This is a genomic window from Streptomyces barringtoniae, assembly GCF_020819595.1.
GTDB classification, from domain to species: Bacteria; Actinomycetota; Actinomycetes; order Streptomycetales; family Streptomycetaceae; genus Streptomyces; species Streptomyces barringtoniae.
On record NZ_JAJHNP010000003.1, the window covers coordinates 68,996 to 93,542 of the forward strand.

Below are 24,547 nucleotides of genomic sequence, written 5' to 3' on the forward strand. Positions count from 1 at the left end.
ACGCGATGACGGACGTGGCGAGCCGGCGGGACGTGGGTGAGCGGCCTGCGGCCCCGGAGCGGATCATGACACTCACAGTGAACGGACGGCCGTACGCCCTCCGTATGGACACGCGGGTCACCTTGCTGGACGCCCTGCGTGACCGGCTGGGCCTGGTGGGTACGAAGAAGGGCTGTGACCAGGGTGCCTGCGGCGCATGCACCGTCCATCTGGACGGCCGGAGGGTGCTGGCCTGCCTGACCCTCGCGGCGCAGGCGGAGGGCCGGGCGATCACCACCATCGAGGGCATCGCCGACGCCGACGGTCCGCACCCGGTGCAGCAGGCGTTCATGGAACACGACGCCTTCCAGTGCGGCTTCTGTACCCCGGGGCAGATCATGTCCGCGGTGGCGCTCATGGCCGAAGGCCGGGCCGGCTCGGACGAGGAGATCCGGGAGTTCATGAGCGGAAATCTGTGCCGGTGCGGTGCCTATCCCAACATCGTGGCGGCGATACGCGACGCGGCCTCCCGGGGAGGTCACGATGCGCGCCTTTGACTATGTCCGGGCCACCGACACCCGCGAGGCGGTGCGGCTGCTGGCGGAGGACCCGGCGGCATCCTGCCTCGCGGGCGGGACGACACAGCTCGACCTGATGAAGGACGGGGTCCTGGAGCCCCCGCGGCTGATCGACATCACCCGGCTCCCGCTGCACGGCATCGAACGACGCGGCGAGGCCCTCCACGTGGGGGCCCTGGCCACCATGGAGGAACTGGCCGCCGACGCCACGGTGAGCGAGCGCCTGCCCATGGTGCGCGAGGCCCTCCTGCAGGGCGCTTCGGTGCAGCTGCGGAACATGGCCACCATCGGTGGCAACCTGCTGCAGCGCACACGCTGCCGCTACTTCCGCGACCCAACGGTCGGCGCATGCAACAAACGCGCGCCGGGTTCCGGTTGCGCCGCGGTGCAGGGGGCGGCACGTATGCACGCCGTGCTCGGGGCGAGCGAGCGGTGCATCGCGCTGCACGCCTCCGACCTGGCCGTCGCCCTCGTGGCGCTCGACGCGGTCGTGCACATCCAGGGACTGTCGGAGGCCCGTACCGTGCCGCTGACCGAGTTCTACCTGACGGCCGACGACAGCCCCGAGCGCGAGAACGTCCTGGAGCACGCCGAGCTGATCACCGAGGTCGAGATCCCGCTCCCGCCGCCGGCCGCCCGGTCGGGCTACCTCAAGGTCCGCGATCGGGCATCGTACGAGTTCGCCCTCACTTCGGCCGCGGTGCTGCTCGTCGTGGAGGACGGCGCGATCCGCCAGGCCCGGATCGGCCTGGGCGGCGTGGGCACGAAACCCTGGCGGGCCTACGAGGCCGAGCACGTGCTGACCGGTGCCTCCGCCACGACCGCCACGTTCCGCGACGCGGCCGAGGCGACCATGCACGGCGCCTGGACCGTCCCCGGAACGGCGTTCAAGGTGCCGCTCGCCCGGCGCACCCTGGTGCGCGAGCTGCAGACCGTCTCAGGAGTGACCGCATGAGCACCGTCGAAAGCAGGCCGCGGGTCGGCGCCGGCGTCAACCGGGTCGACGGCCCGCGCAAGGTCACCGGCACTGCCCCGTACCCGATGGACTTCAGCGTCCCCGGCCAGGCCTACGGTGCCCTGGTGCAGAGCACCGTCGCCGCGGGCCGGATCGTCCGTATGCACACCGACGCGGCCGAGGGCGCCCCCGGTGTGATCACCGTCCTCACCCACGAGAACGCCCCGAAGGTCGGGAAGGGTCCCACGACGGTCCTCGGTGCGTCGCCTCTCCCGCCGCTGCGCAACGACCGGATCGTCCACCACGGGCAGCACATCGCCTTCGTGGTGGCCGAGACCCCGGAGCAGGCCACCGCCGCGGCGCGGCTGGTACGGGCCGACTACGAGACCGCGGAGCCGCTGCTGGACCTCCATGACCCGCGCGCCGAACAGGTCATCGACCCGTGGGGGATGGACACCTCGCGCGGCGACCCCGCGGCAGCGCTGGAATCCGCCGAGGTGACCGTGCGGGCCACCTACACCACGGCGGACAACACCAACAACCCGCTCGGCCTGTTCGCCACCCTGGCCGCGTGGGAGGGCGACACCCTCACCGTCCACGACACCAGTCAGTGGCCGTCGATGGTGCGCACCACCCTCGCCACGGTCTTCGGTATCCCCGAGAGCTCGGTACGGGTCCTGGTGCCCTATGTCGGCGGAGGCTTCGGTGCCGGTCTGCGCGCGTGGCCGCACGTGGTCCTCACCGCCATGGCCGCCCGGATGATCAAGCGACCGGTCAAGCTGGTGCTGACCCGGCCGCAGATGTTCACCTCCATCGGACACCGGCCCAGCGGGGTGCAGTGGCTGAGTGTCGGCGCCACACGCGACGGCGAGCTGGTCGCCCTGGACCACCGCAGCCTCACCTCCCTGAGCATGGAGGAAGCGGACTACGAGCCGTTCGCGTCGGGAACCGCGTTCGCCTACCGGTGCCCCAACGTGATCACGCAGGACCGGCAGGCCCGCCTGAACATCGCCGTGCCGACGTCCATGCGCGCCCCGGCCGAGGCGCAGGGCAACTTCGCGCTGGAGTCCGCGCTCGACGAGCTGGCCTGCAAACTGCGCATGGACCCGGTGGAGCTGAGGCTGCGCAATCACACCGACGTCGACCCGCGCAACGGTCTGCCCTGGTCCGGCAAGGCGCTCCTGGAGTGCTACGAGATCGGCGCGCGACGCTTCGGCTGGTCCGACCGGAACCCGGAACCCCGCTCCATGCGTGACGGCAACTGGCTCGTGGGCTACGGCATGGCGAGCGCGTGGTTCCCCTATTTCGCACAGCCCTGCGCGGCGCAGGCCACCGTCAACAGGGACGGCAGCGCGCTGGTGCGCAGCGCGGCGACCGACATCGGCACCGGAACCTACACGGTCATGGCCCAACTGGCCGCCGAGGAAATGGGCCTGCCGCTGGACCGGGTCCGCTTCGACCTGGGCGACTCCGACATGCCCAACTCGATGATGGCGGGCGGCTCAGGTCTCACCGGCGCGCTGGGCAACGCCGTGCACGACGCCTGCCGGCGGCTGGTGCGCACGTTCGCCGAACTCGCGTGCGGCGACACCGACTCACCCCTGTTTGGCTTCTCCCCGGACGACGTGGAGTGCACCGACGGGAGGGTCCACCCCGCGGGCCGCCCGGACCTCGGGGAGGCGTACGCCGACATCCTCGCCCGGCACGGGCTGTCCGAGCTCACGTCGAACGGGAACAGCACGCCGCCGGTCGACACCGAACTGGGCATGTCCCTCGCCGGCGCGTACGGCGCGAAGTTCGTGGAAGTCCGGGTCGACACGGACCTCGGCCTCATCCGGGTCGCGCGGGTGGTCTCCGTGATCGACGGTGGGCGCATCCTGAACGAGAAGACGGCGAGGAGCCAGATCATCGGCGGGACGGTCGGCGGCATCGGCATGGCCCTGTTCGAGGACACGGTCACCGACCCGCGCACCGGGCGCATCGCCAACGGGACGTTCGCCGACTACCTGATCGCGGTCAACGCCGATGTCCCGGAACTGGACGTGGTCTTCGTCGGCGAGCCCGATCACGGGACGGCCACCGGCACCAAAGGCGTCGGCGAGGTCGGCCTGGTCGGCATCGCGCCCGCGATCGCCAACGCCGTGCACCACGCCACCGGCAAGCGCATCCGCGAGCTGCCGATCACACTGGACGCTGTCCTTTGAATGGCCGGTCGAAACGGCGTTGTCGTGGCCCGGGGCGGGTCGGCCAGCCGACACCACGCTCCACGCGCGCCGTCGCGCCCTCACCGAAACAGGGCGCGGCTGCTTGTGACGGTTCATCTCCTGCACCTGAGCACCGGGGAGGGCGCGGTGAGCCAGCCGGTCTCGGTCTCACACTCCTGATGGATGACTGGAGAGCCACTGGGCTTGCCGATCGCGTGTCTGGTGACGCTCACGGAGCGCCACCGTCAGAGCCGTCGGCTGGACCCTGGCACTTCGAGTACCGGGGCTGAGACAGGAGCAGGCGCTCTGCGGACTCAGTGGTCCTTGACTTCGTCGGCGTCCAGGCCGCGATCGACGCCGTGGGGGACGACGTTCTGCCCGGGCTCGAGATGCAGGCGCGTGCCGTCGAGACGGACCTCGACCTTGTCCGCTTCGAAGGAGACCAGGTCGCCGATCCGGTCGACCTCCCGGTAGGCGTTGAGATACGACCATGCGGCGCGGCGTGCGTCGCCGATGTCGTAGTAGTCGCACAGGCCCTTGTAAGGGCAGAAGGTCTGGCCTTCCACAGGGCGCAGCCGGATCTCGTCGATGTCGGCGCGCGGGACGTACCAGCGCGGCGCGAATCCGGACTCGTAGAGGACGACGGGGTGTTCGGAGCGGGCGATCACCGTGTCGCCGAGGCGGACCTCCAGGGTGCGGGAGGTGTCGCGGATGTCGATCCGGTGGTACTGGTCCGCGGCGTGCCCCAGGATGCGTTCGTCCTCCTCGTAGACGGCATCCATCGCCCGCCAGGCGAAGGCGATGCGGCCCCGGAGCTCGGCGGCATGAGCGGGCGGCGCGGTGAACTCCCAGGCTGCGCGTTCGGTGGTGCGGTCGCCGGCGCGCACCGCGTACCAGGCCGTGTCGCCGAGATCCTTGTGGTGGGTGACCTTGCCACTCGGGAGCAGGGCCTGTGGGTCGACGTCTTCCCGGGAGAAGTAGGCGACGGGGTAGCGGCCCGGTTCGTGCAGCAGGATCACGTTCTCGCTGTCGGCGATCCACGTGTCGTTGAACTTCACGCGCATGCGGCGGCGCAGCGGCTCGGCGAACAGGAGGCGTTCCGGGAGCGGTTCGGGGGTGAGGAAGTGTCCGATCGCGCCGGCGGAGAGCGGGCCTTGCTGCCAGGACAATCCCATGGCGGGCTCCTTTCGGGGTGGGGGGTGGACGGTGGCCGCACCCCGGGTGGGGTGGTTGTCGTCGACGGTCGGGGGCGGTGCGCATGCCCCGCCCGGTATCCGCGGTCAGCGGGAGCGGCGGGATGCGGACGCCGCAGTGGCACGCGCTGCCATGAACGCCGACGTGAAGGCAGTACGGGCGCCTGATGAGGCGGACCAGGAGGTCGCGGCCGTCCGGGCTCTTGCGCTGGACGACGTGGCCGGCCGGATCCGTGGCGCAGGCCCGGATGTCGTCGCCGTACCGGAACCCGCCCAGCTGTCGAGGGCTTGCGTGGCGGAGTCCCGGGCGGCGCGCATGGTCCGCGGGGTGGAGCCGCGAACCGTGTGGGGCAAGGTGTCGCCTGGCGGGTCCTTTGTGCCGGCTGCGACAGGAGGGGGCTTTGGTCCCCGGCCACCGCAGCCGCCCCGACGCCCTGCCCGTCAGGCGAGGACGCGGCCGAGGAAGTCGCGGATGTGCTCGGCGATGGTCTCGAGGTGGCTCTCCAGCGCGAAGTGGCCGGAGGCGAGCAGGTGGATCTCGGCATCGGGCAGGTCCTGGCGGAACGCCTCCGCGCCCGCGGGGCCGAAGATCTCGTCGCCTGCGCCCCAGACCGCGAGCAGCGGAACCTGGGAGGCGCGGAAGTACTGATGGACCTGTGGGTAGAGGTCCACGTTGGTGGGGTAGTCGCGGAACAGCTTGAGCTGGATCTCGTCGTTGCCGGGACGGTCCAGCAGTGCCTGGTCGTGCACCCAGTTGTCCGGGCTGACGAGGCTGGGGTCCGCCACTCCGTTCACGTACTGCCAGCGTGTGGTCTCGAGGGTCAGGGCGCCGCGCATGGGGGCCTCGGTGCCCGGTCCCGGGGCCTCGGCATAGGCGAAGGCGTCGTCCCAGAAGGGCTTGACGAAGCCCTCTTCGTAGGCGTTGCCGTTCTGGGTGACGATCGCAGTGATGCGGTCCGGGGCCTGGAGGGCGAGACGCCAGCCGATGGGGGCGCCGTAGTCCTGCACGTACATCGCGAACCGGTCGATGCCCAGGTGCTGGAGCAGGCCGGAGGTGACCTCGGTGAGGGCGTCGAAGGTGTAGGGGAAGTCCTGCACGGCAGGCATCGCGGACTGCCCGAACCCGATGTGGTCGGGGGCGATCACGTGGTAGCGGTCGGCCAGCGCCGGGATCAGGTGGCGGAACATGTGCGAGCTGGTCGGGAAGCCGTGGAGAAGCACGACTGCGGGTGCCTGGGGGTCGCCGGCCTCCCGGTAGAAGACCTCGAGCCCGTTGACGGTGGCTGTGCGGTGGTGGACTGCGGAAGCCATATTTCTAACCCCTCTATCGAGCTTCAATGGTTATAGATCCAGTCGAGCACGCTTAACCTAACCTGTCAAGATGCTTTTAATGGTTAGATGGCGCTGAGGATGCCGTGCGCCCGGGCGGCGGAACGTGGGCCTGCCTCAAGCCTCCGTCCGTGATCGGCCATCAGCCAGCGCACCGCGCACCTCGGGCCTGCGTGCCTCGTGGTCCACCAGGGAACCGCTGCCATCACCGGCCTGGAGCGGGCACGCTCGACCCCTTCACGTGCCACATCGAGAGCCTGTGCAAGTGCGGCGATTTCCGTGGCCCACGTCCAGTCGAAACCGGACGCTCGTGCAGAAGACCAAAGAGCGGTCGACAACGCTCACGGGGAGGATGACGATGGATTCGTGATCACGGAATCGCGGCGGCACCGGCACGACGGCCCCGCCGCACAGATCCCAGCTCCCTGAGGGGTTGCCCGGCCGGCCACCCGCAGGAGGTCCGCAATGGCGACACTGCTGTCCGTCAACGTGGGGATGCCCAAGGACGTCTCCTGGCAGGGAAGGACCGTCCACACCGGAGCCTGGAAGGCCCCCGTCCAGGGCCCTCGTACGGTCCGGCGGCTGAACGTCGACGGAGACGGTCAAGGAGACCTGGCCGGGCACGGCGGCGAAATCCGTGCTGTCCTCGTCTACCAGCTGCAGTCCTACCAGTACTGGCAGAAGCAACTCGGCCGTGACGACCTGAGCTTCGGGATGTTCGGGGAGAACTTCACCGTCGACGGCCTGTCCGACGACGAAGTGTGCATCGGCGACCGGTACCGCATCGGCGAAGCCGAATTCGAGGTCACCCAGCCCCGCGTCACCTGCTACCGCGTCGGCATGCGCCTGGGCGAACCCGCCATGGCCTCCCTCCTGGTCGCCCACCACCGTCCCGGGTTCTACCTGCGCGTCATCACCGAGGGCCGCGTCCAGGCCGGGGACGAGATCACCCTCACCCGCAAGGGCCCGGAAGGACTCAGCGTCGCCGACACCGACGCGCTGCTCTACCTCCCCGACCGTGACCCCGCGAAGCTGCGCAAAGCACTGGACATCCCCGCCCTCAGCCCCGGATGGCAGCAGTCCTTCCGTGAACTCGCCACCGCCCAGCAGCCCACACAGGAACCGGGGTGGCCGGCCGAACGCGCAGCCACCCAGCAGCCCGGAGAAGAACCGGGATGGCCGGGCTTCAAGACCATGCGCGTCGCCCGCATCGTCCCCGAGACCCCCACCGTCTCTTCGATCTACCTCGAGACCACCGACGACACGCTCCTGCCCGAGGCCCGCCCGGGTCAGTACCTCTCCATCCGCCTCGCCGTCGGCGACGCCGCCCCCGCAGTGCGCAGCTACTCCCTGTCCTCCTCCCCCACAGCACGCACCTACCGCATCAGCGTCAAGCACGAACCTCAGGGGAGAGTCAGCGGCTACATCCATGCCGCGCTCCGTCCCGGGGACCTCGTGGACATCGCCAGCCCCCGCGGAACGTTCGTACTGGAAGAGACCACCCGCCCGATCCTCCTCGTCTCGGCAGGGATCGGCGCCACTCCCGTGCTCGCCATGCTGCACCGACTCGCCGCCACACGCGACCCACGCCCGGTCTGGTGGATCCACGTCGCCCACGACCGCGCCCACCACGCTTTCTCGGACGAGAGCCACGCGCTCCTGGCACAACTCCCCCACGCCCACGAGCACATCTACTACACCGCGGACACCGCCCCACATTCCGACGACCCGCACATCGCCCAGGGCCGCCCCACGGCCCGATCACTCAGCGCGATGGGGATCCCTGCCGAAGCCGACGCCTACCTCTGTGGACCGCCCGCCTTCATGGACGACCTCGGCAGCCTCCTGCGCGCCCACGGCCTGAACCCAGAGCGGATCCGCACGGAACAATTCAGCGCGCTCGCAGCCATCAACCCCGGCATCACTCCCACCGCCGCGGTCCGGCCGCACCAACCACCCGGTCCCACGGGCAACGGCCCCCTCATCACCTTCGCCCGCAGCGGCATCGCCACACCATGGTCACCCGCCCACTCCTCCCTCCTCGACCTCGCCGAAGCCTGCGACATCCCCACCCGTTGGTCGTGCCGCACCGGTGTCTGCCACACCTGCACGACCCACCTCGTGGCGGGCGACATCACCTACACCACCCCACCCCTCGAACCCCCCGAAGCCGGCACCATCCTCGTCTGCTGCAGCCAACCCACCACCGAAGTCGTCCTCGACCTCTAGGGCTGTCGGGCGGATCTTTGAACCGCCTGGTGTCCAAGTCCGCTCGCCTGGTCATGGGGCGGGACGATCTCACGAACCGCGAATGGTCTCGGCTGCTTGCCGCATCCGTCCAAAACCGGCGGGCGGGACGGACGCTGAGCCAGTCACCGCAAGGTGATCAACGGCAGACCGCACTGGACGGACGCCGCCCGCTTGCGTTCCTGGTCACGCCGGGGCAGGGGGACGACGCGCTCTGCGGAGGCGGCAGATCCAGCGCACCGTCCCCGAGCGACCAGACCGGCGGGCCGACCGCCGGTTCATCCCTGCCAGAGGAAGGCGGCCTCGCTACAGGGGGCGCAGTGAAAGATGTAGCCGCGGCCACCTCCGCCGAAGTTGGCGGAGGTGGCGAAGTCGGATCCCTCCTCGAGTTCGGCCGTGAAGGTCATACGGGCGGTGCAGGAGGGACAGTCAGGGGTCTCATCACCTTGGATCCAGTCTGCTTCGCCACCCAGCCGGCCCAGAACCGGCTCCTCGGTTGGGGCGTCGGCCGGGTACGGGCGCAAGGCGGTGACCGCACCGAGCAGCGTCTCGCCTTCGTCGGGGACCGTGGCCGCCGCCAGTCGACCTCTGAACACGAAGGCGCGGTTGGCACCGGCGGTGGCGTCCCAGTCGTCGCACATACCGGGATCGTTCTGGCAGAAGAACACCGCGACTGCCCCGAGATCGAGGGGCAGATGAGCGAGGAACTGCATGGGCCCGCCGCAGTTGCGGCAGTTCGGCCAGACGAATCCATCCGGGACGAGCGGGACTCCTCCCGTGCGCAGTACGGGAGCGTCGGCTACGGCTTCCCCGCCGTGGATCAGCAGCATGGCCAAAGCCTAGGTGCAGCCTCCCGCACTCCAGCCGGGGGTCCACCGGCGCCGCCAAGCCAAGATCCGCCGGACAACCCCTAGCGGAGAACACCTCTCCGGTGGTGCCGACCGCCATGCCACCGCCGCCTTTGCCGCCCTGGCCCAGCAGCGGACGGTCGACCGTTACCACCTGCCGCTCGCGGCGGTGACGCTTGTCGGATTCGGCACCGCAGGCATGGCATTCGGCAGCGTGATCACCGCGAGCGCCAAAATCGCCGAACCGTGACCAGGGTTTGGCCGGCGGAATGATCAACACCGGCCGACAGCCGGGCGCCGCGATGGGGGCAGCGCTGTTTGCCGCGGTCGCCGACGCGCTCGACCGAATACGGCGCGCTCGACGGCAGTCGGCAACCGGGCGGCCCCGGTCGCAGGGCTGGTGGCGGCCGCACTTGCCACGCTCGTGACGCTGAAGGCCGGGTACCGGGCACTACGGCAGGTGTCACTGTCCGGCGGATCATCCAGGACGTGCGGTGAGCGAGCGCTTGCCCGACCCCACGCAGGGCCCGGCGGGTGCTCTCGGCGGCCGCCCCCGCAGTCCACGCGGTGGTGACAGGCCCGGACGCGCGGGTGATGACAGGGGTCCGGCCCAGCGGCCAAGTGATCGTCTGCGCCACGGTACCCGGGCATCAGGCGGAGGTGGGGTGCGACGTCTCCTGGTCGCGCTGGTAGGCGGCGAGGAGGAAGAGCCAGATCTCGCTGACGGTCGGGAAGCAGGCGACCGCATGCCTGAGCCGTTTGAGCGGGACCTCGCCGGCGACCGCGATGGTCGCCGAGTGCAGGAGTTCGCTGACGCCCAGCCCGACGAACGTCACTCCGAGCAGTGCCTCCCGGTCGAGGCCGACGAGCAGCCGGGCGTGGCCCCGGTAGCCGTCGGCGTAGAGGTTGGCGCCCTGGGCGGCATTGAAGTCCAGGTCGACGGTCTTGATGCGGTAGCCGGCGTCGACCGCCTGTGCGGCGGTGAGGCCCGCTGCGGCCGCCTCGGGGTCGCTGAAGAAGACCTGCGGTACGGCGTGCTGGTCGGCGGTGGTGGCATGGTCACCCAGGGGACATCGTCCAGTTGGTGAGGAGGGGCGCCGGATTGGCCACGACCTCGGCCCTCACGGCGTCGGTGACGCCCGCGGCCCGGGCCGCTTTCGGCTGGGTGCCGGCGATGCTGCCGCAGATGCGGGCGATGGCGTCGGAGAAGGCGAGCAGTGCGGCGGTGTGCGGGTCGGGGGACTCGGCGTCGCGGGCCCGGTCCAGTTCCTCGACGTCGTCCTTGGCGACGTGCGCCCCTATGCAGGAGCAGCAACCCCAGGGGATCCTCGCAGGGTTCGAATCCTGCCTCGCTGTCTTCTCGCTGTCGTACTCGCGGCACTCTCAGCGCACCTGCTCCCGCCACCACGGCGTCCGCTACTGGTTCAAGTAGCCCGCCCTCGCACCGCAGGTCGCCTCCTCCGCAGCCGGAGAAGGCGACCTGCGCGCTGACACCCGGCTACGAGCCGGGGCCACCTACCGTCGGGTCAGTGACGGTGTCCGCCGCGGTGATCGCGGTCGTCGCCACGATGATCGCGGTCGTCGCCACGGTGGTCACCGCGGTGGTCGTCGTCACGGCCCCAGGAGACGGCGTCGACGAAGCGGCCGCGGTCGTTGCGCAGCGTCGCGGTGTCGCCGTCGTTCTCCCACGCCTCGCGGCGCCGGTCCTGGTACACGTCGGTGTGGCTGTCCCGGCCGAACCCGGTGTGGACCCGGACCGTGCCACGGCCCTCCAGCCACACGTGGCGGAACGTGTACGTGCGGCCGTCCTCGTCGGAGAGGGTCCAGCCCTCCAGGTTCACCGCCCGACGGGTCGAGTTGGTGATGTCCACCCACTCCCGGTTCAGCGAGCGGTTGGAACGGTCGTCGCGGCCCGGGGCGTCGTACTGCACACCGCTGATGTACACCGCGGTGTGCCACGGGTAGCCCGGGTGGTGGTCGGCGGCCGCCGCCGGCCATGCCACCGCGCCCAGGGCGGCGGCGGCCACGGCGGCGACGGCGGTCACGCGACGGACGGAAGAAGAAACGGACACGAGGTCCCCCTTCAAGGGTGCTCACACTCAGCCGGTCGTGCCAGCAGAACCGCAGGCCGACTGGATGTGTTGTGCTGGTGTGCAGCCGGTTGGCCGCACAGCCACACCTTGCGCTCCACTCCCCCACACTGTGAGGGAAATGCGAAGAGCATTACCGTTTCAGCAAATTTCTGTAACTCACGCCTGCAATAACCATCTAAATCCTGAATGCACCAGATTGGTGACATCTCGGGCTTACATGCCTTGCCAATACAGGCCTGAGGCAACCATCCGCCATCCGCGGCCGCCCACCACGACGACAGCGTTCACCCGAAAGTGAGTAACAAAGCTGGAGAGGGGCCGGAGTCGGTGAGAGACGGCAGAGGCTTACTCACTGCGGGCGGGGCTCGGCCACAGGCCGGTCATCGGTAGCGCCCGCTTCAGCGGACGAACATGTCGTCGTTCTTGCGCACGAAATCGGCTATCCCTGAAGGGGGCCGCCCGGTGACCTGCTCCACGCCGTCCGACTTGCGGTCGTACCGGCTCTCCGCGTGAAGGCGGGCCATGGTGGAGATGTGCTGGAAGACGTGGTCCGGCAGCCCCAAGGACCTGAGGTCGTTGTCGATCCATTCCTGCAGCGGGACGTCGGTGTAGCTGACAGGCCGGCCCAGGGCTGAGGAGACTTCCGCGGCCATGGCGGTGATGTCCTCCGAGCGAGGGCCGGTCAGTTCGTAGATCCGGCCGACGTGCGGGGCCGGGTCGGCAAGGATCTTCTCCACGACCGCGGCCACGTCGCCGGCCGCCACCGGGGAGGTCTTCGCCCGGCCGAAGGGCAGTCTGATGGTGCCGTCTTTTGCGATCGACGAGAAACCGATGCGGAAGAGGGGGTTTTCCATGAAGACCGTGGGCCTGATCTGGACGACGGGCAGGCCCGACCAGTCGAGAACCTGCTCGACCAGCCAGTGCTGTCGCTGCTGATGCGACTCGGAGGTGCTGGTGAGGTCCATCTCGGAGACCGTCAGCTGCGACATGTTGACGAACACTTCCAGGTGCCCGTACGCGCGCGCGACGGCCGCTGCCGTCATGGCGGCCTCCAGATACTGCGCCGAGACACCCATGCCGAAGTACATGCGTCCGCAGCCGGCCAAGGCGTCGGCGACGTCGCCCGCCCGCGTCAGGTCTCCGACGACGACCTGGGCGCCCGTCGCGCGCAGCGCCTGCGCCCGCTCGTCATCGCGACGCACCATGGCCCGGACGGGCAGGCCCCGTCGCCGAAGGCCTTCGACCACGGATCGCCCGATGGCGCCGACGCTGCCCGCAGCGCCGGTCACCAAAATGGGCAGCACACTGGCTTCCGACGTGTGGTCCATAGGTGCACCGTGCAGCTCCCGCGGCCATGGCGCAACCGGGGCCATCCTCCGGTCCCCCTGGGCGACCAAGCGGAATGCGGGGCGCATGGTCGTCACTCGACCGGCACGCGCCCAGGGCTCAGACTCGGAACAAGTTCACCGCCAAATCACCTGGCCCGCCCCTCGGACGCGAGTGACGCGTGCAGGTAAGACAGGTGCAGGTATGACGGGTGCAGGTATGACGGGTGCAGGTAAATGGTTGCGTCCCTGCTCCTCCCGGAGCATCGGGCGTGACATCACCAACTCCACGCCGGGCGCAGACGCCGACGCCGACGCCGTCAAACAACAACGCCGCATACGACCGTAACCCGACCGGTCGGCCGCCCGGACCGCGCGCATGTTCGCGTCCCTCTTCCGGCACGCGCAGGACAACGACCGCACCGACCACGCCGAACGCGACCTTGGCATGCAGGCGACCCGTCAGCTGCCCGTTCCCCATGGCGCTCCGCCGCAGCACGCACGCGTGTTTCGTGCAGGGCTGCGCGCGAAACGTGCAGGAGTTCACGCGGACGTCATCCGCATACTCGGTGGTCCAAGGGACCGACGCGACCGGATGACATGCGGAGGCAGTTCGATGCGGACGTTCGTCTACACATCCCACCCCTCCCGGGTGGTCTTCGGTGCCGGCACGGTCGGCCGCCTCGGCGAGGAGGTCGAGCGGCTGGGCTGCTCCCGGGTGCTGCTGCTGTCCAGCGGATCCCTCGCGGCAGCCTCCGACCAGGTCCGCGAGGCGCTCGGCGACCTCCTGGCGGCGGAGTTCGACGGCGCGGCCATGCACACGCCGGTCGAGGTGACCGAACAAGCGCTCATGGTGCTCAGGGAGTCCTCCGCGGACAGCATCGTCGCCGTCGGGGGCGGTTCGACGACGGGTCTGTCCAAGGCGCTCGCGCTGCGGACGGGACTGCCGCAGGTGATCCTTCCGACCACGTACGCCGGCTCCGAGGTGACACCCGTCCTCGGCGAGACCCGCGACGGACGCAAGGTCACCCAGTCGTCACCGGAGATCCTGCCCGAGACCGTCGTCTACGACGTCGACTTCACCCTGACCCTGCCGCTGTCCCTGACGGTCACGAGTGGCATCAACGCGCTCGCCCACGCCGTCGAGGCCCTGTACGCCGCCGACGCCAATCCGGTGACCGACCAGCAGGCCCTCGACGCGATCTCCCGCATCGCCCGGGCGCTGCCACGCCTCGCGGCCGACCCGGCCGACCTGGAGGCGCGCGCCGACCTGCTGCACGCGGCCTGGCTGGCCGGGACCTGCCTCGCCACGGTGGGTATGGGCCTGCACCACAAGCTGTGCCACACGCTCGGCGGCAGCTTCGATCTGCCGCACGCCGAGACGCACACCGTCGTGCTGCCGCATGCCATGGCCTACAACGCGCACGCGGTGCCCGGCGTGATGCGCCGTGTCGCAGACGCCCTGGGCGTACCGGACGCCCCCAGCGGCGTGTACGACCTGGTCGCCTCCCTGGGCGGCCCGACCTCGCTGCGCGCTCTCGGCATGCCGGAGTCCGGCCTCGCCCGCGCGGCCGAGCTGGCCACCTCGACGCCGTACCCGAACCCGCGCGAGCTGACCACCGAGGGCATCGCGGAGCTGCTGGCCGGCGCCTGGCACGGACGCCGCCCCGAGGGTCCTCAGTCCACGGAAGCCAAGCTGGCCCGTCTCACCGACCAGGTCGTCGCCAGCTTCGCGCGGGCCCCCGACCCGCGCGTGCGCACCCTGCTGAGCGACCTGGTCCGCCATCTGCACACCTTCGTCGCCGCCAACGACGTCACCGACTCCGAATGGCAGTACGCCATCGACTTCCTCACCCGCACCGGCGGCATCTGCAGCCCGACGCGACAGGAGTTCGTGCTGCTGTCGGACACACTCGGTGTCTCCAGCGCCGTGGACCTGCTCACCAACTCCCGTACGCCCCACACCACTCCGTCCGCGGTGCTCGGTCCCTTCTACGTGGAGGACCCGCCCGACACCCCACGCGGCGGCGACATCTCCGACGGGCTGCCCGGCACCCCGCTCTGGGTGGACGTGCGGGTCACGGACGCCGAAGGTGCGCCGGTCGAGGACGTGGTCGTGGACGTGTGGCAGTCCAACGAGGACGGTTTCTACGACGTCCAACTCCCCGACCTGGAAGGGCCGGTGCTGCGTGGCCGGCTGCGCACCGACGCCGATGGCCGGATCATGTTCTGGTCCATCCTGCCCTCGGAGTATCCGATCCCGGAGGACGGGCCGGTCGGGCAGATGCTCGCCGCGGTCGGGCGCCATCCCTACCGGGCGCCGCACCTGCACTTCATGTTCGACGCGCCCGGTCACCGCCGGCTCGTCACGCAGCTGTTCGTCTCGGGCGGCGCCTACCTCGACAGCGACACCGTCTTCGGCGTCAAGGACGAGCTGATCGTCGACTTCGCGCCGCAGACCGGCCCCGCTCCCGACGGCCGCCCGGTCGACGGCGAGTGGCGCCGGCTCGACTACACCTTCCGACTCGCCCCCCTGGCAGGATGCCCGAGGAGTGCCCGCCCATGACCATCACCCCTGCGCACGACACGTACGACACCGACGTCCTCGTCGTCGGCAGCGGCCCCGCCGGGGGTTCCGCCGCACTGCTGCTGGCCACCTACGGCATCCGCACCCTCCTGGTGACGAAGTACGGCTGGCTGGCCAACACACCGCGGGCGCACATCACCAACCAGCGCACCATGGAGGTCCTGCGCGACCTCGGCGTGGAATCCGAGGCGCTGGCTGTCGGCAGCCCGTCCCACCTCATGGGCGACACGGTGCTGTGCACCTCGCTGACCGGGCACGAGATCGGCCGCATCCGCACCTGGGGCACCGGGCCGGCGACGATCAGCGAATACGCGGCCAAGAGCCCCTGCGAGATGATCGACCTGCCGCAGACCTACCTGGAGCCGATCCTCGTGAACAACGCGGCGGCCCGCGGCGCCAAGGTCCGCTTCGACACCGAGTTCCTCAGCTTCACCCAGGACGACAGCGGCGTCACCGCGCGGCTGCGCGACCGGGTCCGCGGCGACGAGTTCATCGTACGGGCCCGCTACCTGATCGGCGCGGACGGCGGGCGCAGCACGGTCGCCGAGCAGCTCGGCCTCCCCTTCGACGGCCGCATGGCCAAGGCCGGAAGCATGAACATCGTCTTCAAGGCCGACCTCACCCGCTACTGCGCCCACCGGCCGAGCGTCCTGTACTGGGTGCTGCAGCCCGGGGCTGAGACCGGCGGCATCGGCATGGGCCTGGTCCGCATGGTCCGTCCGTGGAACGAGTGGCTGCTGGTGTGGGGTTACGACATCGAGCAGCCGCCCCCGGAGGTGGACGAGGAGGCGGCGCGGCGGATCGTGCGCGACCTCATCGGCGACCCCGACCTGCCGGTGGAGATCACCTCCACCTCGCTGTGGACGGTCAACCACAGCTACGCCTCGGCGTACGGGTCCGGGCGGGTCTTCTGTGCGGGCGACGCGGTACACCGTCATCCGCCGTCCAACGGGCTCGGCTCCAACACCTCCGTGCAGGACTCCTACAACCTCGCCTGGAAGCTCGCGATGGTGATCCGCGGCGAGGCCGGCCCCGGGCTGCTCGACAGCTACTCCGCTGAACGGGCCCCCGTCGGGCGGCAGATCGTCGAACGGGCCAACCTCAGCCGCGACCAGTTCGGACCGATCTTCGACGTGCTCGGCATCGGCGGTGGCGCCGACCACGAGGCCATCACCGAGGGGCTCGCGGTGCTGGGCGCGCCGACGCCCGAGGGTGCCAAGAAGCGGCGCCGGCTCGAAGAGGCGATCCAGCTCAAGAACTACGAGTTCAACGCACACGGCGTGGAGATGAACCAGCGCTACGTCTCCGCCGCGGTGCTTCCCGACGACGACTGCGCCGAAGTCTGGGAACAGGACCGGGAGTTGGTGGCCCAGACGACCACCCGCCCCGGCGCGAAGCTGCCGCACGCCTGGCTCGTCGACGCCCACGGCGAACGGCTGTCCACGCTGGACGTCGTCGGCGAGGGCACCTTCACCGTGCTGACCGGCCTGTCGGGCGGCGTCTGGGAAACGGCCGCGACCGCGTGCGGGGCAGAACTCGGCGTCCCGCTGCGGGTGGCGCGCATCGGTGACGCCAACTGCCGTGACGCGTACGGCGAGTGGAGCCGGGTGAGCGAGATCGCCGAGGACGGCGTGCTGCTGGTGCGCCCCGACGGCTACGTCGCCTGGCGCCGCGCCACGGCACCCGCAAGCGCGCAGTGGGCCCAGGACGAACTTCACGGCGCGCTGCGCCGGGTGCTGGACCGGTAGGAGAGAACGGGATGGACAAGGTGATGGCCACGGCCGCGGAGGCCCTGGCGGACGTGACGGACGGCCGGTCGTTCGCCGTCGGAGGCTTCGGGCTGAGCGGCGTCCCGGAGGTGCTCATCGCCGCCCTGTACGAGAGCGGGGCGGGCGGCCTGACGGTCGTGTCCAACAACTGCGGCGTCGACGGGCGTGGCCTCGGGATCCTGCTGGCCGCGGGGCGGATCAACCGGGTCACCGGCTCATACATCGGCGAGAACAAGGAGTTCGCCCGCCAGTACCTCGCGGGCGAGCTGGAGGTCGAGCTGACGCCGCAGGGCACGCTCGCCGAGCGGCTGCGGGCGGGCGGCGCGGGGATCCCTGCCTTCTACACCCCGGCCGGCGTCGGCACACAGGTCGCCGAGGGCGGACTGCCGTGGCGCTACGCCGCGGACGGATCGGTGGCGGTGGCCTCGCCGCCGAAGGAAGTGCGTACCTTCGGCGACGTGGACCACATCCTGGAACACGCCATCACCACGGACTACGCGCTGGTCAGGGCGGCGCGCGGGGATCGCCACGGCAACCTCGTCTTCCGCCGCGCGGCGCGCAACTTCAACCCGCTGGCCGCCATGGCCGGGCGCATCACCGTCGCCGAGGTGGAGGAGCTCGTGGAGCCGGGCGTACTCGACCCGGACGAGATCCATCTGCCGGGGGTCTTCGTGCAGCGCGTCGTGGCGCTCACCCCGGAGCAGGCGGCCGACAAGGGAATCGAGAAGAGGACGGTGCGCGAGCGATGAGCTGGAGCAGGGACGAGATGGCGGCGCGCGCCGCGAGCGAGCTGCGGGACGGCGACTACGTCAATCTGGGCATCGGGCTGCCCACCCGTGTGGCCGACTTCCTGCCGCCGGGCGTCGACGTCGTCCTGCACTCGGAGAACGGGCTGCTCGGCGTCGGGCCGTACCCGTCGCCCGACGAGGTCGACGCCGACCTCATCAACGCGGGCAAGGAGACGGTGACCGTACGGCCGGGGGCGTCCTTCTTCGACTCCTCGCTGTCCTTCGGCATGATCCGTGGCGGCCACATCGACACCGCCGTCCTGGGCGCGCTGCAGGTCTCGGTCCGCGGCGACCTCGCCAACTGGGCGGTCCCCGGAAAGATGATCAAAGGGATGGGCGGTGCGATGGACCTCGTCCACGGCGCCGGCCGGGTCGTCGTACTCATGGAGCACCTGACGAAGGACGGCACCTCCAAGATCGTCCGGGAGTGCACGCTACCGCTCACCGGCCGCGCCTGCGTGCACCGGATCATCACCGACCTGTGCGTCCTCGACGTCACGCCCGGCGGGCTCGAGCTCGTCGAGCTCGCCCCCGATGTGACGGCTGATCAGGTCGCCGCTCACACGCCATTCCTCATCAGTCCTGCTGGGAGCAACCGATGATCGAGCGCCCGCGTGACGTGTACGTCGTCGACGCCGTCCGTACCCCTTTCGGCCGATACGGCGGTGCCCTGGCGGGCGTACGACCGGACGACCTCGCCGCGGGAGTGCTGCGCGCCCTGGTGGAGCGCAGCCCCGGCCTGGACCCCGCGCGCATCGACGACGTGCTGCTCGGCAACGCGAACGGCGCGGGCGAGGAGAACCGCGACGTGGCCCGCATGGCCGTGCTGCTCGCCGGGCTCCCGGTCACCGTGCCGGGCGCCACGGTCAACCGGCTGTGCGGATCCGGTATGGAGGCAGTCATCCAGGCGGCGCGCGCCATCGCGCTCGGCGACGCGTCGATCGCGGTGGCGGGCGGTGTGGAGTCGATGACCCGCGCGCCCTGGGTGCTGCCGAAGCCCGAGCGGGCCTTTCCGGTGAAGGATCAGCAGCTGTACTCGACGACGCTCGGCTGGCGGATGGTGAACCCGCGGATGCCGGCGGAATGGACGATCCCGCTCGGCGAGAGCGCGGAACTCGTCGGTGCCAAGTACGCCGTCACCCGGGAGGCACAGGACGCGTTCGCCCTGGCCAGCCACCGCAACGCCGCCCGCGCCTGGCGCGAGGGCGCGTACGCGGGAGAGATCACCTCTGTCGAGGGGGTGGACCTGCCCCGCGACGAGGGCATCCGGGACAACACCTCCCTGGAGGCACTCGCCCGGCTGAAGCCGGCCTTCACGGCGGACGGCACGATCACGGCCGGGAACGCCTCGCCGCTCAACGACGGGGCAGCCGCGCTGCTGCTCGCCGACGAGGAAGGCCTGGCGGCGATCGGGCGTGAGCCCCTGGCCCGGGTCCGGGCGGCGGCGGTGACGGGCATCGAGCCGCAGTACTTCGGGCTCGGCCCGGTCGACGCCATCCGCAAGGTGCTCGCCAAGGCTGCGGTCGCTCCCGGCGATCTGCACACGGTCGAGCTGAACGAGGCCTACGCGGCCCAGGCACTGGCCTGCCTGGCCGCACTGCCGGAACTCGACCCAGAGGTGGTCAACCCCCGCGGCGGCGCAATCGCCATCGGCCACCCGCTGGGCGCGTCGGGTGCCCGTATCACCGGAGCGGTCGCGCACCAGCTGGCCGCGGCGGGCACCGGGACGGGCCTGGCAGCGCTGTGCATCGGGGTGGGCCAGGCACTGGCCCTGGTACTCGAACGCTGAGACGGGCCCGTGGGCGGCCTCCTCATCCGGACCGGCGCAGCGCGGCCGGTGTGGTGCCCAGCCGGGCGCGCATCACCCGGGTGAGGTGCTCCTGGTGCGAGAAGCCGCACGCGGCGGCCACCTCCGCGATCGGGGTGGACCCGGTGCGCAGCATCCGGCACGCGGCCTCCATCCGCAGCCCGAGCAGGAACTGGTGGGGCGAGCGGCCGGTGCTCGCCCGGAACCTCCGCGTGAACTGGCTCGAGCTCAGCGAAGCGGAGGCGGCGAGGTCCGCGATCGGCAGCGGTTCGGCGAGGCGCTGCTCCATGAGCTCGCGGACGGCGGCGAGCTGCCGGTCGGACAAGCCGCACCGGGCGGGCGGGGGCGTGCTCACCCCGACGCCGTGACGGCGTACGAGCTGCGCGGCGAGCATCCCGGTCAGCTGGTCGACGTACGTGCGGGCCGACGGCTCCCAGGAGCGGAGCGTGCCGTCCAGCGCGAGCATGAGCTGCTCGGCGAGTGGATCGCTGGCCCCGAGCTCCTCGGTCAGCTCTACGGGCCGCCCACCGTTCGCCTCGCGCAGCGCGTCGTCCGCGAGGTAGGCGTGGATCGTCTCCAGCCGCCCGCCGAGCTCGACGGCGAGACTCCGCCCAGCCGGCTGGAGGAAGAGCCCACCGGCCGGGATCGTCCCTGACCGCCGGTCCGCACCCTTCCCCCGCCGTACGGTGACGGGTCCGCTGAGGTGCAGGATCACCAGGTGGGTGAGGGCCGGATCGAACGCCGCGCGGTAGGGCTGTTCGACCTGCGCGGAGAGGTACAGCCGCTCCCATCCGAGCCCTGAGCTGCTGTGTCGTGTCCGCACGCCCGGCTGTCGCAGCATGCCGACCGTGTCGGCCAGGCCAAGTTCCGTCACGGTGTGACCTCCTCACGGCACCCCATGTGGTTGAAGGATAAACCAGCTCCGCCGAGAAGCAACCGGCTCACGCGGGTGAAGTCCACGACCGCCGGAAAGCACCCCTGTTTGCCGTCGCCATCGACGGGGGAATTCTGGCCGGAGCCCGAACGCGTTCCGCTGCAGGAGGCACCGATGACGGACGAGCAGGACGACCGCTTCGACGTGGTGGTACTCGGTGCGGGCCCCGGTGGTTACGTCGCCGCGATCCGGGCCGCCCAGCTGGGCAGACGCGTCGCCGTTGTCGAGCGGAAGTACTGGGGCGGCATCTGCCTGAACGTGGGCTGCATCCCGACCAAGGCCCTGCTGCGCAACGCCGAGCTGGCTCACGTCTTCACCCGTGAGGCGAAGACGTTCGGCATCCGCGTCGACGGACAGGTGTCCTTCGACTACGGCGAGGCCTTCCGCCGCAGCCGCAAGGTCGCCGACGGCCGCGTCAAGGGCGTGCACTACCTGATGAAGAAGAACAAGATCACTGAAATCGACGGTCAGGGCACCTTCCTCGATCCGCACACCCTCCAGGTGTCCGGCTTCGACGGCGATACGCGCACCATCGGGTTCGACCACTGCATCATCGCCACCGGCGCGACACCCAAGCTTCTGCCCGGCACCCGGCGTACCTCCCGCGTCGTCACCTTCGAGGAGCAGATCCTCGCCGAGGAGCTGCCGCAGTCGATCATCATCGCGGGCGCCGGCGCGATCGGCGTCGAATTCGCCTACATCCTGCACAACTACGGGGTGAAGGTCACGATCGTCGAGTTCCTGGACCGTCTCGCCCCGCTGGAGGACGCCGAGGTCTCCGCGGAGCTAGCCAAGCAGTACCGCAGGCTGGGCATCGAAGCCCTCACGTCCACCCGCGTCGACTCCATCGACGAGTCGGGCCCCCGGGTCCGCGTCGCGGTCACCGGCAAGGACGGCTCCCAGCAGGTCCTGGAGGCAGACAAGGTCCTCCAGGCCATCGGCTTCGCCCCCAACGTGTCCGGCTACGGCCTGGAGAACACCGGCGTGCGGGTCTCCGAGCGCGGCGCGATCGACGTCGACGGTCGCTGCCGCACGAACGTCCCGCACCTCTACGCCATCGGCGACGTCACCGCGAAGCTGATGCTGGCGCACGCGGCCGAAGCGATGGGCGTGATCGCGGCCGAGACGCTGGCGGACGCGGAGACCATGGAACTGGACTACGCGATGATCCCGCGGGCCACCTTCTGCCAGCCGCAGATCGCCAGCTTCGGCTACACCGAGGCCCAGGCACGCGAACTGGGCCACGACGTCAAGGTGGCGAAGTTCCCGTTCACCGCGAACGCCAAGGCGCACGGCCTGGGCGACGCCACCGGCTTCGTGAAGTTGATCAGCGACGCGAAGTACGGCGAGCTGATCGGCGGGCACCTGATCGGCCCGGACGTCACCGAACTGCTGCCCGAGTTGACCCTGGCGCAGCAATGGGATCTCAGCGTCCATGAGATCGCCCGCAACGTCCACGCTCATCCGACGCTCGGCGAGGCGATCCAGGAGGCGGTGCACGGCCTGGCCGGACACATGATCAACATGTGATGCACGCGGACACACCGGCCGTGGATCGTGATCTCGGTGGAGGGCGACCGCGTCCTCGCCATACTCGGCACGGGGACTGGCCACGGAGGACGTTCACCGCCGCCGGCGGACCCCACAACCGGCGCAGCCCCGTACGACCACCGTGAGCGGGGTGAGTCCACCGACGCGCCCGGCCCTTGTGGCATTGACCAGCTCACCGACGACGCCGAGCGCGTCATCGGCGAACTCGACTAGGCACCAGACCAGATCACCTCGCACATCAACGCGTTTCTCGCCCGCTGTGGTACCTGGTGGGCCCTCGGCGGGGCGCCATCGCCCCCTGCGGAAACCAGCTTTATCACGCTCTCATGAGGTCCGCATGATGCCATTAAGCACTCCGGGCCGCGGGAAAGCCGAAGCACACACGCAGCGTTTGGAATCTTCATCAGTGTCGTCACCACAGCTGCGGGTTTCGTCATTGGGACCCTCATCAGAAGGCCCGCCACGGCTGGCCCCGCAAGCCTTGATCGGCTCCGCGGGCCGACTCGCCTGAAGCCAACTACCCGGGACAGGAGGGTAGTTGAGGACCGAGAGAGACAGGGCCGGTCGGCATGGATGGATCTTGCGCTGATACGATCCGCGACATGGGACCTCTGCAGCCGCACCTGCTCGACCTCATAGCCGGAACAATCACCTTCACCATCGTCTTCGCGATCTTCACGCGGGTTCTTCTTCCCCGCATCGAGAACGTCCTCAAAGAGCGTGAAGAGGCGATCAACGGCACTGTTGAACGGGCCGGCGCGATCAATGAGGAAGCGCTCCGCATCCGCGACGAATACCGGGCCGAACTCAGCGCCGCCCGTCACGAAGCCGCCCGGCTTCGGCAGTCCGCAGCAGAAGAGGGGGCCTCCCTCCTCGCAGCCCTGCGCGCGGAGGGACAGAGGGAGCGCGACAACCTCGTGGCATCGGCGAAGGCGGAGCTGGAAGCCGACCGGATCATCGCGGAAGCCGAACTGCGCGAGGTCATGTTCGGCCTGGCCACCGAACTCGCAGGCCGTATCGTTGGTGAAGCGCTCCACGACCTGCCAGGCGCACGTACCATCGCCGAGGATTTCTTCGCCGGGCTCGACGAGGCGGACGGTTCCCTCAAGAGCTGACCAGGCCGGTCAGCTCCTGCTTGCCTTGCTCGAACTTCCAGCCAGAGGCAGTCGCGGGCCCAGTCCACGAGCTCGCTGGTGTCGGGGCCGTATCCCAACCGACCGTGACCGTTTCATTCTTGCCGGCCAGGCGTGGCTTCGCTTGGCGCCAGGGAGACATGCGCCGTTTTACGTCCGATGCATGAACGTGGGGTGTGCGGGTGGAGGGTCCGCGGGAGCAAGCCGCCCGGTCGGCTGAGGCGTTGGAGGCCGCGGAGCTTGAGCTGGACCGGCGGTTGATCGCGCGGGAGGAAACGGGTCGGGGCCTTGGCCGCCCCCGCAGTCGAGTCCAGTGCCGTGACCGGGAGGGAGGCAGGGCAGGGCAGGAGGCGGCGCCGTCGACCATTCCGATGCCGGGGTAGGTGGAACCACGTGGCACTGATCACCGGCAGGTGCGTGTCGCCCTCATAGGTCGAGGCGAACCGGTACTCATCGCACGAGGTCCGCCCGGAATCCCTCGCTCCTCGCTTGCTGAAAGGCACAGGGGCACCCCTGAGCGCCAGGCCTGCCCAGGCTCCAGGGCATAGCTGGTTATGCGCCTGTCCGGCAGAGCGCGTACAGAACGGCCATGGTGTGCGTCGTGGTCCGGCAGGGCGTCTCAGCAGCGAGCGCGCGGCCTGCGGCGAACAGCAAGTCCGCCGCGTCGCGAACCGTGCAGGACGCCTGGAACTCGCCGGCGATGCCGAGCTGCTTCGCCAGATGACGGACCTCTTCCTCGCGCGCGACGAGCTGACCGCGCAGGGTTGCGGTATCGAGAGGCGGCGAACTCTCTGTGTCCATCCGACCACGGTAGCGATCCGCTGACGCTGACTGTGCCGCTTTCTAGATATATCTGCGCGAAGTTTTTTGATACGTCGAAGGCATATGACACAGGTCTGAGCTGCCGAAGGAACGCGGTTCGTGGGGTGACCGGCAGTCTGGCGGTAACGGCCTGGGGGGTGGGGCCGGTGCGACGGCCCGATCTTCGCGTTGAGTGTGCCGCTGGCCGTGGGCCTGCCGGCTGTGGCGGGGCAACCGGCGCGGACCCTGGTGCAGCTGTGCCGCTCCCTGCCGCAGCGGCTCGGCTGGGCAGTACTGGTCTTCGTCATCGGCACGCTCGGCGCACTGGCCGGCCTGGCCGCCTACGGCAGGGGCGTCGGCTGGGGAGCACCAGCACCCGGTTCGCGTTGACGGGCGTGCCGTACGCCATGGCCGCGGCATTCTTCG

21 protein-coding genes and 1 pseudogene are annotated in these 24,547 nt (G+C 70.1%); 14 read left to right on the forward strand and 8 right to left on the reverse strand.

What is annotated here, in order from left to right; translation table 11 throughout:
* Positions 1 to 5: 5 nt before the first annotated feature.
* The 3 genes from LMU33_RS05145 to LMU33_RS05155 are packed head-to-tail and all read left to right on the forward strand — an operon-like array spanning position 6 to position 3,716.
* Entirely contained in the window at positions 6 to 536 is a 531-nt protein-coding gene (locus LMU33_RS05145; RefSeq protein WP_228617739.1) for a (2Fe-2S)-binding protein, read from the forward strand.
* Entirely contained in the window at positions 523 to 1,512 is a 990-nt protein-coding gene (locus LMU33_RS05150) for an FAD binding domain-containing protein (protein WP_228617741.1), read from the forward strand. Before LMU33_RS05145 ends, LMU33_RS05150 begins: the two co-directional genes overlap by 14 nt.
* Entirely contained in the window at positions 1,509 to 3,716 is a 2,208-nt protein-coding gene (locus tag LMU33_RS05155) for a xanthine dehydrogenase family protein molybdopterin-binding subunit (protein WP_228617743.1), read from the forward strand. Before LMU33_RS05150 ends, LMU33_RS05155 begins: the two co-directional genes overlap by 4 nt.
* 314 nt (positions 3,717 to 4,030) lie before the next feature.
* Here the strand turns inward: LMU33_RS05155 and LMU33_RS05160 are convergent, their stop codons facing one another.
* Together LMU33_RS05160 and LMU33_RS05165 are read right to left on the reverse strand one after the other, a co-directional pair.
* Positions 4,031 to 4,891: a DUF427 domain-containing protein gene (locus LMU33_RS05160; protein ID WP_228617744.1), complete on the reverse strand. Its 861-nt coding sequence runs from the start codon at positions 4,889 to 4,891 to the stop codon at positions 4,031 to 4,033.
* 459 nt (positions 4,892 to 5,350) lie between these two features.
* Positions 5,351 to 6,220, reverse strand: a complete 870-nt coding sequence (locus LMU33_RS05165) for an alpha/beta fold hydrolase (protein WP_228617746.1) — start codon at positions 6,218 to 6,220, stop codon at positions 5,351 to 5,353.
* Positions 6,221 to 6,703: 483 nt separating this feature from the next.
* Between LMU33_RS05165 and LMU33_RS05170 the strand changes: the two genes are divergently transcribed.
* Positions 6,704 to 8,467, forward strand: a complete 1,764-nt coding sequence (locus tag LMU33_RS05170; protein ID WP_228617747.1) for an MOSC and FAD-binding oxidoreductase domain-containing protein — start codon at positions 6,704 to 6,706, stop codon at positions 8,465 to 8,467.
* Between the two features lie 296 nt (positions 8,468 to 8,763).
* Here the strand turns inward: LMU33_RS05170 and LMU33_RS05175 are convergent, their stop codons facing one another.
* Positions 8,764 to 9,198 carry a hypothetical protein gene (locus tag LMU33_RS05175; RefSeq protein WP_228617749.1) on the reverse strand — a complete coding sequence of 145 codons (435 nt, stop codon included), beginning with the start codon at positions 9,196 to 9,198 and terminating at the stop codon, positions 8,764 to 8,766.
* Between the two features lie 130 nt (positions 9,199 to 9,328).
* Between LMU33_RS05175 and LMU33_RS05180 the strand changes: the two genes are divergently transcribed.
* Positions 9,329 to 9,583 (forward strand): hypothetical protein, encoded by a 255-nt coding sequence (locus LMU33_RS05180; protein ID WP_228617750.1) that lies wholly within the window; start codon positions 9,329 to 9,331, stop codon positions 9,581 to 9,583.
* A 400-nt stretch (positions 9,584 to 9,983) separates the two neighbouring features.
* Here LMU33_RS05180 and LMU33_RS05185 read toward each other — a convergent pair.
* A pseudogene (locus tag LMU33_RS05185) lies at positions 9,984 to 10,403 on the reverse strand (oxidoreductase dimerization domain-containing protein); the annotation flags it as partial.
* Between the two features lie 32 nt (positions 10,404 to 10,435).
* On the opposite strand from LMU33_RS05185, the gene LMU33_RS05190 reads away from it, so the two are divergent.
* Positions 10,436 to 10,765 (forward strand): hypothetical protein, encoded by a 330-nt coding sequence (locus LMU33_RS05190; RefSeq protein WP_228617752.1) that lies wholly within the window; start codon positions 10,436 to 10,438, stop codon positions 10,763 to 10,765.
* Positions 10,766 to 10,859: 94 nt separating this feature from the next.
* Here LMU33_RS05190 and LMU33_RS05195 read toward each other — a convergent pair whose 3' ends face one another.
* Together LMU33_RS05195 and LMU33_RS05200 are read right to left on the reverse strand one after the other, a co-directional pair.
* The gene (locus tag LMU33_RS05195; RefSeq protein WP_228617753.1) at positions 10,860 to 11,378 is read right to left on the reverse strand and encodes a lamin tail domain-containing protein; all 519 of its coding nucleotides are present in this window, start codon (positions 11,376 to 11,378) and stop codon (positions 10,860 to 10,862) included.
* A 446-nt stretch (positions 11,379 to 11,824) separates the two neighbouring features.
* Positions 11,825 to 12,841 carry an NmrA family NAD(P)-binding protein gene (locus LMU33_RS05200; protein ID WP_228618341.1) on the reverse strand — a complete coding sequence of 339 codons (1,017 nt, stop codon included), beginning with the start codon at positions 12,839 to 12,841 and terminating at the stop codon, positions 11,825 to 11,827.
* Between the two features lie 526 nt (positions 12,842 to 13,367).
* Between LMU33_RS05200 and LMU33_RS05205 the strand changes: the two genes are divergently transcribed.
* From LMU33_RS05205 to LMU33_RS05225, 5 genes are read left to right on the forward strand one after another with little or no spacing between them, the layout of a single operon-like run.
* Positions 13,368 to 15,317 (forward strand): maleylacetate reductase and hydroxyquinol 1,2-dioxygenase domain-containing protein, encoded by a 1,950-nt coding sequence (locus LMU33_RS05205; protein WP_228617755.1) that lies wholly within the window; start codon positions 13,368 to 13,370, stop codon positions 15,315 to 15,317.
* Positions 15,314 to 17,086 carry an FAD-dependent oxidoreductase gene (locus tag LMU33_RS05210; protein WP_228617757.1) on the forward strand — a complete coding sequence of 591 codons (1,773 nt, stop codon included), beginning with the start codon at positions 15,314 to 15,316 and terminating at the stop codon, positions 17,084 to 17,086. The genes LMU33_RS05205 and LMU33_RS05210 overlap by 4 nt, the downstream gene beginning before the upstream one ends.
* A gap of 11 nt (positions 17,087 to 17,097) precedes the next feature.
* Entirely contained in the window at positions 17,098 to 17,856 is a 759-nt protein-coding gene (locus LMU33_RS05215; protein ID WP_228617758.1) for a CoA transferase subunit A, read from the forward strand.
* On the forward strand, positions 17,853 to 18,497 hold the full coding sequence (locus LMU33_RS05220; protein WP_228617760.1) for a CoA transferase subunit B: 645 nt from the start codon (positions 17,853 to 17,855) through the stop codon (positions 18,495 to 18,497). The genes LMU33_RS05215 and LMU33_RS05220 overlap by 4 nt, the downstream gene beginning before the upstream one ends.
* Positions 18,494 to 19,684, forward strand: a complete 1,191-nt coding sequence (locus LMU33_RS05225) for a thiolase family protein (RefSeq protein WP_228617762.1) — start codon at positions 18,494 to 18,496, stop codon at positions 19,682 to 19,684. Before LMU33_RS05220 ends, LMU33_RS05225 begins: the two co-directional genes overlap by 4 nt.
* Before the next feature lie 22 nt (positions 19,685 to 19,706).
* On the opposite strand, the gene LMU33_RS05230 is transcribed toward LMU33_RS05225, so the two are convergent.
* On the reverse strand, positions 19,707 to 20,576 hold the full coding sequence (locus LMU33_RS05230; protein ID WP_228617764.1) for a helix-turn-helix domain-containing protein: 870 nt from the start codon (positions 20,574 to 20,576) through the stop codon (positions 19,707 to 19,709).
* 174 nt (positions 20,577 to 20,750) lie between these two features.
* Here LMU33_RS05230 and lpdA point away from each other — a divergent pair, with 174 nt between their 5' ends.
* Positions 20,751 to 22,166: a dihydrolipoyl dehydrogenase gene (lpdA, locus tag LMU33_RS05235; RefSeq protein WP_228617766.1), complete on the forward strand. Its 1,416-nt coding sequence runs from the start codon at positions 20,751 to 20,753 to the stop codon at positions 22,164 to 22,166.
* A 623-nt stretch (positions 22,167 to 22,789) separates the two neighbouring features.
* Positions 22,790 to 23,302: a F0F1 ATP synthase subunit B family protein gene (locus tag LMU33_RS05240; protein WP_228617768.1), complete on the forward strand. Its 513-nt coding sequence runs from the start codon at positions 22,790 to 22,792 to the stop codon at positions 23,300 to 23,302.
* 570 nt (positions 23,303 to 23,872) lie between these two features.
* Here LMU33_RS05240 and LMU33_RS05245 read toward each other — a convergent pair.
* Positions 23,873 to 24,121 carry a hypothetical protein gene (locus LMU33_RS05245; protein ID WP_228617769.1) on the reverse strand — a complete coding sequence of 83 codons (249 nt, stop codon included), beginning with the start codon at positions 24,119 to 24,121 and terminating at the stop codon, positions 23,873 to 23,875.
* A 189-nt stretch (positions 24,122 to 24,310) separates the two neighbouring features.
* On the opposite strand from LMU33_RS05245, the gene LMU33_RS05250 reads away from it, so the two are divergent.
* Positions 24,311 to 24,511, forward strand: a complete 201-nt coding sequence (locus LMU33_RS05250; RefSeq protein ID WP_228617771.1) for a hypothetical protein — start codon at positions 24,311 to 24,313, stop codon at positions 24,509 to 24,511.
* Positions 24,512 to 24,547: the final 36 nt, after the last annotated feature.

Coding starts and splice junctions, on each gene's coding strand:
- LMU33_RS05210 (WP_228617757.1), top strand. CDS start 15,314: ATGACCATCACCCCTGCGCACGACACGTACGACACCGACGTCCTCGTC.
- LMU33_RS05165 (WP_228617746.1), bottom strand. CDS start 6,220: ATGGCTTCCGCAGTCCACCACCGCACAGCCACCGTCAACGGGCTCGAG.
- LMU33_RS05225 (WP_228617762.1), top strand. CDS start 18,494: ATGATCGAGCGCCCGCGTGACGTGTACGTCGTCGACGCCGTCCGTACC.
- LMU33_RS05205 (WP_228617755.1), top strand. CDS start 13,368: ATGCGGACGTTCGTCTACACATCCCACCCCTCCCGGGTGGTCTTCGGT.
- LMU33_RS05175 (WP_228617749.1), bottom strand. CDS start 9,198: ATGCAGTTCCTCGCTCATCTGCCCCTCGATCTCGGGGCAGTCGCGGTG.
- LMU33_RS05245 (WP_228617769.1), bottom strand. CDS start 24,121: ATGGACACAGAGAGTTCGCCGCCTCTCGATACCGCAACCCTGCGCGGT.
- LMU33_RS05220 (WP_228617760.1), top strand. CDS start 17,853: ATGAGCTGGAGCAGGGACGAGATGGCGGCGCGCGCCGCGAGCGAGCTG.
- LMU33_RS05215 (WP_228617758.1), top strand. CDS start 17,098: ATGGACAAGGTGATGGCCACGGCCGCGGAGGCCCTGGCGGACGTGACG.
- LMU33_RS05160 (WP_228617744.1), bottom strand. CDS start 4,891: ATGGGATTGTCCTGGCAGCAAGGCCCGCTCTCCGCCGGCGCGATCGGA.
- LMU33_RS05150 (WP_228617741.1), top strand. CDS start 523: ATGCGCGCCTTTGACTATGTCCGGGCCACCGACACCCGCGAGGCGGTG.
- lpdA (WP_228617766.1), top strand. CDS start 20,751: ATGACGGACGAGCAGGACGACCGCTTCGACGTGGTGGTACTCGGTGCG.
- LMU33_RS05170 (WP_228617747.1), top strand. CDS start 6,704: ATGGCGACACTGCTGTCCGTCAACGTGGGGATGCCCAAGGACGTCTCC.
- LMU33_RS05200 (WP_228618341.1), bottom strand. CDS start 12,841: ATGCGCCCCGCATTCCGCTTGGTCGCCCAGGGGGACCGGAGGATGGCC.
- LMU33_RS05145 (WP_228617739.1), top strand. CDS start 6: ATGACGGACGTGGCGAGCCGGCGGGACGTGGGTGAGCGGCCTGCGGCC.
- LMU33_RS05240 (WP_228617768.1), top strand. CDS start 22,790: ATGGGACCTCTGCAGCCGCACCTGCTCGACCTCATAGCCGGAACAATC.
- LMU33_RS05155 (WP_228617743.1), top strand. CDS start 1,509: ATGAGCACCGTCGAAAGCAGGCCGCGGGTCGGCGCCGGCGTCAACCGG.